We start from the raw sequence: 10,789 nt of genomic DNA, 5'->3' as shown, positions 1-10,789 counted from the left end.
GGTGTTTCCGACTCTATCAGATCTTTTCTCGATCCGATTTCCTCGGTGCTTTCCAGGTTCCCGCTCTCGCGTTTCCCTTTCCGGCGGTTCCGACTTTATCAGAAGTTCTGAGTCGGTTTTCCCACCCGCTCCGGGGCACCTGTATCCAGCGCATGAAGTGCTGGGGTTCCCGGTGGGCGGAGCCGTAAACGTACTGGAGCGGGGCGCCCCGATGCAAATCGAGGCGCCCCGCTCCGGGCTCGCACCGACGGGGCGTCAGACCTCCACGACCACCGGGAGGATCATCGGCCTGCGGCGATAGGTGTCCGAGACCCACTTGCCGAGGGTCCGGCGGACGAGTTGCTGCAGCTGGTGGGGCTCCACGACGCCGTCCTGGGCGGACCGCTCCAGCGCTTCCGTGATCTTCGGGGCGACGTCGGCGAAGGCCGCGTCCTCGATGCCGGAGCCGCGCGCCTGGATGTGCGGGCCACCGGTGATCTTTCCGGTGGACGAGTCCACGACCACGAAGACCGAGATGATGCCCTCGTCGCCGAGGATCTTGCGGTCCTTGAGGGCCGGCTCGCCGACGTCGCCGACCGAGAGGCCGTCGACGTAGACGTAACCGGCCTGGACCTTGCCGGAGATCTTGGCCTTGCCCTCGACCAGGTCGACCACCACGCCGTCCTCGGCGATGACGATCCGGTCGTGCGGAACTCCCGTGAGCGCTCCCAGCTCGGCATTGGCGCGCAGGTGGCGCCACTCCCCGTGCACCGGCATCAGGTTCTTCGGGCGGCAGATGTTGTAGAAGTACAGCAGCTCGCCCGCGGACGCGTGGCCGGAAACATGCACCTTTGCGTTGCCCTTGTGGACCACGTTGGCGCCCCAGCGCGTCAGGCCGTTGATCACCCGGTAGACCGCGTTCTCGTTCCCGGGGATGAGCGAGGACGCGAGGATGACCGTGTCGCCCTCGACGATGCGGATCTGGTGGTCGCGGTTGGCCATGCGGGACAGGGCCGCCATCGGCTCGCCCTGGGAGCCCGTGCAGACCAGGACCACCTCGTGGTCGGGCAGGTCGTCCAGCGTCCTGACGTCGACCACCAGGCCCGGCGGGACCTTCAGGTAGCCGAGGTCGCGGGCGATGCCCATGTTGCGGACCATGGAACGGCCGACGAAGGCGACCCGGCGGCCGTATTCGTGGGCGGCGTCGAGGATCTGCTGGATGCGGTGGACATGGCTGGCGAAGCTCGCCACGATGATCCGCTTGCGGGCGCCGGCGAAGACCTGGCGCAGCACGTTGGAGATGTCGCGCTCGTGCGGGGTGAAGCCCGGGACCTCGGCGTTCGTGGAGTCGGTGAGGAGGAGGTCGATGCCCTCCTCGCTCAGCCGGGCGAAGGCGTGCAGGTCGGTGAGGCGGTTGTCCAGCGGGAGCTGGTCCATCTTGAAGTCGCCGGTGTGCACCGCCATGCCCGCGGGGGTGCGGATGGCGACGGCCAGGGCGTCCGGGATGGAGTGGTTGACGGCGACGAACTCGCAGTCGAAGGGGCCGATGCGCTCACGGTTCCCCTCCGCCACCTCGAGGGTGTACGGGCGGATGCGGTGCTCCTGGAGCTTGGCCTCGATCAGGGCGAGGGTCAGCTTGGAGCCGATCAGCGGGATGTCCGGCTTCTCGCGGAGCAGGAACGGGACACCGCCGATGTGGTCCTCGTGACCGTGCGTGAGGACGATGCCCTCGATGTCGTCGAGGCGGTCCCGGATCGACGAGAAGTCCGGCAGAATCAGGTCGATTCCGGGCTGCTCCTCCTCCGGGAAGAGCACTCCGCAGTCGACGATCAGCAGACGGCCGCCGTACTCGAAAACCGTCATGTTTCGGCCGATCTCGCCCAGGCCGCCGAGCGGGGTGACCCGCAGGCCGCCCTCGGGGAGCGGCGGGGGCGGGCCGAGTTCGGGGTGCGGATGACTCAAAAGACCCTCCTCAGCACGCGCGCCACGTACCGGTCGGGCACGTGGCGCGCGTGACGTTCGTGCAGAAGCAGTTGTCGTTGTGGGGTGCGGGCACCGGTGGCCCGCTTCTTCTGTTGTTCTTCAGTTGTGAAGCTGTTCTTCAGTTGTGAAGCCCGTGTGGTGCCAAGTCTGTTGTCAGAGCTGTACCCCGCCGGCAGCAAGATCGATCTTGAGCTGGGCGATCTCCTCGGGCGAGCACTCGACCATGGGCGAGCGCAGGGGTCCCGCGGGCAGACCCTGCAGAGCGAGCGCGGCCTTGGTGGTCATCACGCCCTGGGTGCGGAACATGCCGGTGTAGACCGGGAGCAGCTTCTGGTGGATCTCGGTGGCCTTGACGACGTCGCCGGAGACGTAGGCGTCGACGAGGGCGCGCAGGTCGGGGGTGACGACGTGGCCGACGACCGAGACGAAGCCGACCGCGCCCACGGAGAGCAGCGGGAGGTTCAGCATGTCGTCGCCGGAGTACCAGGCGAGGCCGGACCGGGCGATGGCCCAGCTGGCGCGGCCGAGGTCGCCCTTGGCGTCCTTGTTGGCGACGATCCGGGGGTGCTCGGCGAGCCGGACCAGGGTCTCCGTACTGATCGGGACGCCGCTGCGGCCGGGGATGTCGTAGAGCATGACCGGCAGGCCGGTGGCGTCCGCGACGGCCGTGAAGTGCCGGTAGAGGCCCTCCTGCGGGGGCTTGTTGTAGTACGGCGTGACGACGAGGAGGCCGTGGGCGCCGATGCGCTCGGCCTCGCGGGCCAGCTCGAGGCTGTGGTGGGTGTCGTTGGTTCCGACGCCGGCGACGACGTGGGCGCGGTCGCCGACCGCCTCCAGTACGGCTCGTACGAGGTCCGCTTTCTCCGCGTCAGTGGTGGTGGGGGACTCGCCGGTGGTGCCGTTGATGATCAGGCCGTCGTTGCCTGCGTCCACCAGGTGGGCGGCGAGCCGCTGCGCGCCGTCGAGGTCGAGTGCGCCGTCCGCCGTGAAGGGCGTGACCATGGCGGTGAGGACCCGCCCGAAGGGGGTCTGCGGAGTCGAGGTCGGAGCCATGGGTAACACGCTACTCGGTGCTGCATACGTGGTCTGCCCGTGGGGTGCCGGGAAAGTCAGGACAAATGAGGAGCCCGGCACTGCCTGCTCGGGGGTTCAAGCAGTGCCGGGTCCGTTTGATCAGGCTAGATGAACTTCTCTAAATGCCGCAATACGGACACTTCGCCCGGCTGATCCGGACATCCGTTCCTGGTGGGGGAACAGAGCTTCGTAGGCCTTTCTTACGGGGCCACGCGCCCGTTCGCGTTGAAGGCGGCGTAGGTGAGCGGCATGAGCTTCGCCCACTCCGCCTCCATCTGCTCGCCGACCATCTCGATCTCCCGCTGCGGGAAGGACGGCACCTTGGCCAGCTCGTGCTGGGTGCGCAGGCCGAGGAAGTGCATCAGGGAGCGGGCGTTGCAGGTGGCGTACATCGAGGAGTACAGGCCGACCGGGAGGGCGGCGCGGGCGACCTCACGGGCGACGCCCTCGGCGAGCATCTTCTGGTAGGCCGCGTAGGCCTGCTCGTACGACTCCCGCAGGGTGCTGCTGACCGCCTCGTACTGGGCCGGGGTGCCCTCGACGAAGACGTACTTGCCGGGGCGGCCCTCCTGGACCAGCTTGCGGTCGGTGCCGGGGACGTAGAAGACCGGCTGGAGCTCCCGGTAGCGGCCGGACTCCTCGTTGTACGACCAGCCGACCCGGTGCCGCATGAACTCGCGGAAGACGAAGATCGGGGCGCTGATGAAGAACGTCATCGAATTGTGCTCGAAGGGGCTGCCGTGCCGGTCCCGCATCAGGAAGTTGATCAGGCCCTTGGAGCGCTCGGGGTCCTTCTTCAGCTCGTCCAGGGACTGCTCGCCGGCGGTCGAGACCCGCGCGGCGAAGAGGACGTCGGCGTCCGAAGCGCTGGACTTCACCAGCTCGACGGTGACGTCACTGCGGAACGTGAGCGACTCGGGGGTGGTCACGGGGGTTGGGGTCCTTCCCATCACAGCTGTGGTTCGCGCCCACCTTACGGGGCACTCGCCGGGGCCACGGCAGTACCTCACGTCAAAAATCCCACCATGGATTTTTTCCGACATGGGCACCTTTTGTGTCACTCGAGCGTCTGTACCGGTGAGGCCTGCTCGTTCGATCCCCGAAAGGAGACGTACCCGCGATGTTCCGTCGGCGCGAGCCCGTGCCCTTCGCCTTCCTGGCCGAGGCGGACCGGTTCCGCAGCAATGTCACTCCCCCGCCCCGTCAGCGGGCGTCCTTCGGCGAGATGGCCGGGCGCTGGCTGCTGGGTCTCACGATCGCCGCGGGGTTGGTCGGAGCCCTCGTACTCGGCATGCCGGCCATGTCCACGCCGTCCAGTACGCCGGTGCAGCAGTCCCAGGCCTCCCAGGGGCACTGACTGACCCTTCCGGCCGCCCACGGGTGGTGAGCGGGAACACCGGCGGATAGCCTCACCGGGCACAGCTCACGCAAGGATTGTGAGGACCAGCCGTGCCCCTGTCCTTCCTGACGGCCGACCGGACCTTCGAGGCCGCCGCCGAGAGCGCGCTGCCGTACGACGACCGCGAGCGCTGGCGGCGCCCCTACCGACCCGGCCCCTGGCGTGTGGCCGCGGCGGCACTGGTGCTGCTGTTCGCCTCCTTCGTGCTGTTCGCCGCGGTGGCCCTCGCCCTGACCGACTCACTGTCCTCCGGCGGAGCGGTCTTCGTCGCGGCGCTCCTGGTGATCACCGGCGCGCTGCGGCTGCTGCGCATGGGCGTGTGGGTGAGCGGCCGGGGGCTGCGCCAGGTCGGTTTCCTGGTGACGCGTACGGCGCCGTGGGCCCGGGTGATCTCCGTGCGGACGGTGCAGCAGCCGGTGCGCTGGCTGGGGCTGCCGCGGACGGTGCAGGGGCAGGCGCTGACGCTCGTACGAAAGGACCGGGCGGCCGGGGAGACGGCGCCGCTGCTGACCACGCACACGCTGGACTTCCTGGGCCGCCCGGCCGCGTTCGACCGGGCCGCGGATGTGGTGGAGGCGTGGGCGGCGGAATACGGGCGCGGGTGACCGAAGGGTGCCCTGTGCTGGTCGGGGGCGGCGGGCGCTGCCCGCTGTGAGGCGCCTCCCCCGGAGGGGGGTACCCCCAGCGCCCAACCGTGCCGCCCCTGGGGTCCCCCAGGCCCTTGAGGCACTGGGGGAGGCAGGACTTCCCGCCGCTACGGCGCGATGCGACCGACGGGGCTGCCGCTCCCCCAGCGACAGGGGCAGTCAGGGTTGGACGGGTCGGCCGTCGTGCAGGGCGATGGCCCGTTGCATCGCCTTGCGGGCGCGTGGCGTGTCGCGGGCGTCGTGGTAGGCGACGGCGAGGCGGAACCAGCAGCGCCAGTCGTCGGGGGACGCCTCGGTCTCGGCCTTGCGCTTGGCGAAGACCTCGTCGGCCGAGTCGCGGTCGATCCGGCCGCTGGGCAGGCGCTTCAGCTCGTCGACCGGCAGGCCGCCCTCGGCGTCCAGCTCGGCGGCGAGGGCGTTGGCCCTGCGGACGAACCGGGTGTTCTTCCACAGGAACCACAGCCCGATGACCGGCAGGATCAGCACCGCGACCCCGAAGGTCACGGTGACGACCGTGCCGGACTCGATGAGCATGACGCCACGGCTGCCGACCAGGACGAAGTAGAAGACCAGGACGGCGGCCGTGACGAGGTAGGAGATCTTCGCGCGCATGGCAGGGCCTGTCTCAGCTCAGGTCCAGGAAGTGCTCCAGGCCGAACGTCAGGCCCGGAGTGGTCACCACGCGGCGGGCGCCGAGCAGGATGCCCGGCATGAAGCTGCTGTGGTGCAGGGAGTCGTGGCGGATGGTGAGGGTCTCGCCCTCGCCGCCGAGCAGCACCTCCTGGTGGGCCAGCAGGCCGCGCAGGCGGACGGCGTGCACCGGGATCCCGTCGACGCTCGCGCCCCTGGCGCCGTCCAGGGCCGTGGCCGTGGCGTCCGGTGCCGGCGCCGTACCGGCCGCCCGGCGCGCCTCGGCGATGAGCTGGGCGGTGCGCGTGGCCGTACCGCTCGGGGCGTCCACCTTGTTCGGGTGGTGCAGCTCGACCACCTCGACCGACTCGAAGTACGGCGCGGCGATCTGCGCGAACTTCATCGTCAGCACGGCCCCGATCGAGAAGTTCGGCGCGATGAGCACACCGGTCCGCGGGGACTCGGCGAGCCAGCCCTTCAGCCGCGCGAGGCGCTCCTCGTTCCAGCCCGTCGTACCGACGACAGCGTGGATGCCGTGGCGCACACAGAAGTCGAGGTTGTCCATGACGGAGTCCGGGGTGGTCAGCTCCACGGCGACCTCGGCGCCGGCCGCCGTCAGCGTCTCCAGGGTGTCGCCCCGGCCGAGAGCGGCGACCAGCTCCATGTCCTCGGCGGCCTCGACCGCCCTGACCGCCTCGGACCCGATCCGGCCCTTGGCACCGAGGACCGCCACGCGCAGCTTGCTCATCTCTTGCTTCCTTAGGGGAGTGACCGGGAGGGTTAGGCGACGGCGTCGTGCAGCCGCGCGGCCTGCTTGTCCTTCAGCGGGCCGATGACCGACAGCGACGGGCGCTGTCCCAGGATGTCGCGGGCGACCGAACGGACCTCGTCCGGGGTGACCGCCGCTATCCGGTCCAGCATCTCGTCGACGGACATCTGCTCGCCCCAGCACAGCTCGCTCTTGCCGATGCGGTTCATCAGCGCGCCGGTGTCCTCCAGGCCGAGGACGGTGGAGCCCTGGAGCTGGCCGATGGCGCGGGCGATCTCGTCGTCGGTGAGGCCGTTCGCGGCGACGTGGTCGAGTTCGTCGCGGCAGATCCTCAGCACGTCGTGCACCTGGCTCGGCCGGCAGCCGGCGTACACGCCGAACAGGCCGCAGTCGGCGAAGCCGGAGGTGTACGAGTACACGCTGTAGGCGAGGCCCCGCTTCTCCCGGACCTCCTGGAAGAGGCGGGAGGACATGCCGCCGCCGAGGGCGGTGTTGAGCACGCCCATGGCCCAGCGGCGGTCGTCGGTGCGGGCGAGGCCCGGCATGCCGAGGACGACGTGCGCCTGCTCGGTCTTGCGGCCGAGCAGCTCGACCTTGCCGGACGTGCGGATCGTACGGCTGCCGTCGCGCGGGGCGATGGGCTGCGCGTGCAGGTTCTTGAGCGCGTCCGCCTTCTCGAAGGCAGCGCGGACCTGTCGTACGACCGTGGCGTGGTCGATGTTGCCGGCGCAGGCGACCACCAGGTGGGTGGGGTCGTAGTGCTTCTTGTAGAAGCGGCGGATGCGGTCGGCGGTGAGGGCGTTGACGGTGTCGACCGTGCCGAGGACCGGGCGGCCGAGGGCGTTGTTGCCGAACATGGTGTGCGCGAACAGGTCGTGCACACAGTCGCCCGGGTCGTCCTCGGTCATGGCGATCTCTTCGAGGATCGCGCCGCGCTCGACGTCGACGTCCTCCTCGAGGATGAGCGAGTCGGTCAGCATGTCGCAGACGACGTCGATCGCGAGCGGCAGGTCGGTGTCGAGCACGCGCGCGTAGTAGCACGTGTACTCCTTGGCCGTGAACGCGTTCATCTCGCCGCCGACGGCGTCGATGGCGGAGGAGATGTCCAGCGCGCTGCGCTTGCGCGTGCCCTTGAAGAGCAGGTGCTCCAGGTAGTGCGTGGCGCCGTTCAGGGCCGGCGTCTCGTCGCGGGACCCGACGTGTGCCCAGATGCCGAAGGTCGCTGAGCGGACCGAGGGCAGGGTCTCGGTGACGATGCGCAGGCCGCCCGGGAGGGTGGTCTTACGGACCGTGCCGATGCCGCCTGTGCCCTTGATGAGGGTTTGGGTACGGGCGACGGCCCGCGCCTCCGAAGAGGTGCGGGCCGTCGTCCTGGAGCTACGGGACGTCACTGCTCGGCGTCGTCCTTGTCCTGGTCGTCGTTGCCTTCTTCGCCCTCGATCACCGGGACGAGGGAGAGCTTGCCGCGGGAGTCGATCTCGGCGATCTCGACCTGGACCTTCTGGCCCACGCCGAGGACGTCCTCGACGTTCTCCACGCGCTTGCCGCCGGCGAGCTTGCGGATCTGCGAGATGTGCAGCAGACCGTCCTTGCCGGGCAGCAGGGAGACGAACGCACCGAAGGTGGTCGTCTTGACGACCGTACCGAGGTAGCGCTCGCCGACCTCGGGCATCGTCGGGTTGGCGATGCCGTTGATCGTGGCGCGGGCGGCCTCGGCGGAGGGGCCGTCGGCGGCACCGATGTAGATCGTGCCGTCGTCCTCGATGGTGATCTCGGCGCCGGTGTCCTCCTGGATCTGGTTGATCATCTTGCCCTTGGGGCCGATGACCTCACCGATCTTGTCGACCGGGATCTTGACGGTGATGATCCGCGGGGCGTGCGGGGACATCTCGTCGGGCCGGTCGATGGCCTCCATCATCACGTCGAGGATGTGGAGACGGGCGTCGCGGGCCTGCTTGAGGGCCGCGGCCAGGACGGAGGCCGGGATGCCGTCCAGCTTGGTGTCGAGCTGGAGGGCGGTCACGAACTCCTTGGTGCCGGCGACCTTGAAGTCCATGTCACCGAAGGCGTCCTCCGCACCGAGGATGTCGGTGAGGGTGACGTAGTGCGTCTCGCCCTCGATCTCCTGGGAGATCAGACCCATGGCGATACCGGCGACCGGGGCCTTCAGCGGCACACCGGCGTTCAGCAGCGACATGGTGGAGGCGCAGACCGAGCCCATGGACGTCGAGCCGTTGGAGCCGAGGGCCTCGGACACCTGGCGGATCGCGTAGGGGAACTCCTCGCGCGTGGGCAGCACCGGCACGAGCGCGCGCTCGGCGAGGGCGCCGTGGCCGATCTCGCGGCGCTTCGGGGAGCCAACGCGGCCGGTCTCACCGGTGGAGTACGGCGGGAAGTTGTAGTTGTGCATGTAGCGCTTGCGGGTCACCGGGGAGAGGGTGTCCAGCTGCTGCTCCATGCGGAGCATGTTGAGGGTGGTGACGCCCAGGATCTGGGTCTCGCCACGCTCGAACAGCGCGGAACCGTGCACCCGCGGGATGGCCTCGACCTCGGCGGCCAGCGTACGGATGTCGGTCACGCCACGGCCGTCGATGCGCTTCTTCTCCTTGATGACGCGCTCACGGACCAGGGTCTTGGTCAGCGAGCGGTACGCGGCGGAGATCTCCTTCTCGCGGCCCTCGAACTCCGGCAGGAGCTTCTCGGCGGCGAGCCCCTTGACGCGGTCCAGCTCGGCCTCGCGCTCCTGCTTGCCGGCGATGGTGAGCGCCTGGGCCAGCTCGGGCTTGACCGCGGCGGTCAGGGCCTCGAGGACGTCGTCCTGGTAGTCCAGGAAGATCGGGAACTCGGCGGTCGGCTTGGCGGCCTTGGCGGCGAGGTCGGCCTGGGCGCGGCACAGGACCTTGATGAAGGGCTTCGCGGCGTCGAGACCGGCGGCGACGACCTCCTCGGTCGGCGCCTCGGCACCGCCCTCGACCAGCTTGATGGTCTTCTCGGTGGCCTCGGCCTCGACCATCATGATCGCGACGTCGCCGTCCTCCAGGACGCGGCCGGCGACCACCATGTCGAAGACGGCGTCCTCGAGCTCGGTGTGCGTCGGGAAGGCGACCCACTGGCCGTGGATCAGCGCGACGCGGACGCCGCCGATCGGGCCGGAGAAGGGCAGACCGGCCAGCTGCGTGGACGCGGACGCGGCGTTGATCGCCACGACGTCGTACAGGTGGTCGGGGTTGAGCGCCATGACCGTGGCGACGACCTGGATCTCGTTGCGCAGGCCCTTCTTGAAGGACGGGCGCAGCGGGCGGTCGATCAGTCGGCAGGTGAGGATGGCGTCCTCGGACGGCCGGCCCTCACGGCGGAAGAAGCTGCCGGGGATCTTCCCGGCTGCGTACATCCGCTCCTCGACGTCCACCGTCAGCGGGAAGAAGTCGAGCTGGTCCTTGGGGTTCTTGGAGGCGGTGGTGGCCGACAGCACCATGGTGTCGTCGTCCAGGTACGCCACGGCGGAACCGGCGGCCTGCTTGGCCAGGCGGCCCGTCTCGAAGCGGATGGTGCGGGTGCCGAAGGGGCCGTTGTCGATGACGGCCTCGGCGTAGTGGGTCTCGTTCTCCACTAGCGTTTTCTCCGTTACATATCGTCTTTCGTCCCTTGGCTGCCCGTGTGGCAGGGGGACGGTGGTGGAGAAGCGCGCCGTCTGGTGCGGGCCGGTCTTCGATCGAAGCACCCGGGGCTCGCAATCCCCCGGGGGCCACTACCGAGGACCGGCGGCGGCGAGGAGCGCTTCTCCTCGTTCTTCGTCGTACGTGCTGTGTCGTACGCCGTTCTGTGTCATGCGTATTGCGTTGTGCTACCACACTACAAAGCGTGAGTGACACTCCGCACGTTTCCGCATGTACGACGAAGGGAGCGGTCCCCGGGTGCTACCGGGAACCGCTCCCCTTCATGGCGTCTTACTTGGCGCCCGCCGCACCACGGCGGATGCCGAGGCGGTCGACCAGCGTACGGAAGCGCTGGATGTCCTTCTTCGCCAGGTACTGCAGAAGGCGGCGGCGCTGACCGACCAGGATCAGCAGACCACGGCGGGAGTGGTGGTCGTGCTTGTGGGTCTTGAGGTGCTCCGTCAGGTCGGAGATCCGACGGGAGAGCAGAGCGACCTGGACCTCGGGGGAGCCGGTGTCACCCTCCTTGGTACCGAACTCGGCGATGATCTGCTTCTTCGTAGCGGCGTCGAGCGACACGCGTACTCCTCATAGTCTGTTGAGTGCCACCGAGTGCCCCCGGTCTGCGTCTCGGGGGAGCTTCCGTTACTCG

10 protein-coding genes are annotated in these 10,789 nt (G+C 69.2%); 2 read left to right on the top strand and 8 right to left on the bottom strand.

Features of this window, described 5'->3' with window-relative positions:
- Positions 1-255: 255 nt before the first annotated feature.
- The 3 genes from ACIGXP_RS23200 to thyX form a co-directional block, all read right to left on the bottom strand.
- A complete protein-coding gene (locus tag ACIGXP_RS23200) occupies positions 256-1,941 on the bottom strand; it encodes a ribonuclease J (protein ID WP_363220288.1) in 1,686 nt (561 codons plus the stop codon).
- A 174-nt stretch (positions 1,942-2,115) separates the two neighbouring features.
- On the bottom strand, positions 2,116-3,015 hold the full coding sequence (gene dapA, locus ACIGXP_RS23195; protein WP_363220287.1) for a 4-hydroxy-tetrahydrodipicolinate synthase: 900 nt from the start codon (positions 3,013-3,015) through the stop codon (positions 2,116-2,118).
- Between the two features lie 221 nt (positions 3,016-3,236).
- Positions 3,237-3,986 (bottom strand): FAD-dependent thymidylate synthase, encoded by a 750-nt coding sequence (thyX, locus tag ACIGXP_RS23190; RefSeq protein WP_399771063.1) that lies wholly within the window; start codon positions 3,984-3,986, stop codon positions 3,237-3,239.
- Positions 3,987-4,156: 170 nt separating this feature from the next.
- On the opposite strand from thyX, the gene ACIGXP_RS23185 reads away from it, so the two are divergent.
- Both ACIGXP_RS23185 and ACIGXP_RS23180 read left to right on the top strand, forming a co-directional pair.
- Positions 4,157-4,393 (top strand): hypothetical protein, encoded by a 237-nt coding sequence (locus ACIGXP_RS23185; RefSeq protein WP_399771060.1) that lies wholly within the window; start codon positions 4,157-4,159, stop codon positions 4,391-4,393.
- Positions 4,394-4,485: 92 nt separating this feature from the next.
- Entirely contained in the window at positions 4,486-5,040 is a 555-nt protein-coding gene (locus tag ACIGXP_RS23180) for a hypothetical protein (RefSeq protein ID WP_363220284.1), read from the top strand.
- 201 nt (positions 5,041-5,241) lie between these two features.
- Here the strand turns inward: ACIGXP_RS23180 and ACIGXP_RS23175 are convergent, their stop codons facing one another.
- The 5 genes from ACIGXP_RS23175 to rpsO form a co-directional block, all read right to left on the bottom strand.
- Positions 5,242-5,694, bottom strand: coding sequence for a tetratricopeptide repeat protein (locus ACIGXP_RS23175; RefSeq protein WP_363220283.1), 453 nt, complete (start codon positions 5,692-5,694; stop codon positions 5,242-5,244).
- A gap of 13 nt (positions 5,695-5,707) precedes the next feature.
- Positions 5,708-6,460, bottom strand: coding sequence for a 4-hydroxy-tetrahydrodipicolinate reductase (gene dapB / locus ACIGXP_RS23170; RefSeq protein ID WP_399771055.1), 753 nt, complete (start codon positions 6,458-6,460; stop codon positions 5,708-5,710).
- 32 nt (positions 6,461-6,492) lie between these two features.
- The gene (locus ACIGXP_RS23165) at positions 6,493-7,872 is read right to left on the bottom strand and encodes a M16 family metallopeptidase (RefSeq protein WP_399771052.1); all 1,380 of its coding nucleotides are present in this window, start codon (positions 7,870-7,872) and stop codon (positions 6,493-6,495) included.
- Complete coding sequence (locus tag ACIGXP_RS23160) at positions 7,869-10,091, bottom strand: polyribonucleotide nucleotidyltransferase (protein ID WP_399771049.1); 2,223 nt, start codon at positions 10,089-10,091, stop codon at positions 7,869-7,871. The genes ACIGXP_RS23165 and ACIGXP_RS23160 overlap by 4 nt, the downstream gene beginning before the upstream one ends.
- Positions 10,092-10,428: 337 nt before the next feature.
- Positions 10,429-10,716 carry a 30S ribosomal protein S15 gene (gene rpsO, locus ACIGXP_RS23155; protein ID WP_030619140.1) on the bottom strand — a complete coding sequence of 96 codons (288 nt, stop codon included), beginning with the start codon at positions 10,714-10,716 and terminating at the stop codon, positions 10,429-10,431.
- Positions 10,717-10,789 lie beyond the last annotated feature (73 nt).

This window comes from Streptomyces sp. NPDC053069 (assembly GCF_044546895.1).
In the GTDB taxonomy this organism is placed as follows: Bacteria; Actinomycetota; Actinomycetes; order Streptomycetales; family Streptomycetaceae; genus Streptomyces.
Note: the sequence above shows the minus strand (reverse complement) of the source record. Positions and strands in the feature narration are given on the sequence as shown.

Excerpts from the sequence above, each read along its gene's own strand:
- ACIGXP_RS23185 (WP_399771060.1), top strand. The coding sequence starts at position 4,157 with ATGTTCCGTCGGCGCGAGCCCGTGCCCTTCGCCTTCCTGGCCGAGGCG.
- dapB (WP_399771055.1), bottom strand. The coding sequence starts at position 6,460 with ATGAGCAAGCTGCGCGTGGCGGTCCTCGGTGCCAAGGGCCGGATCGGG.
- thyX (WP_399771063.1), bottom strand. The coding sequence starts at position 3,986 with ATGGGAAGGACCCCAACCCCCGTGACCACCCCCGAGTCGCTCACGTTC.
- dapA (WP_363220287.1), bottom strand. The coding sequence starts at position 3,015 with ATGGCTCCGACCTCGACTCCGCAGACCCCCTTCGGGCGGGTCCTCACC.
- ACIGXP_RS23175 (WP_363220283.1), bottom strand. The coding sequence starts at position 5,694 with ATGCGCGCGAAGATCTCCTACCTCGTCACGGCCGCCGTCCTGGTCTTC.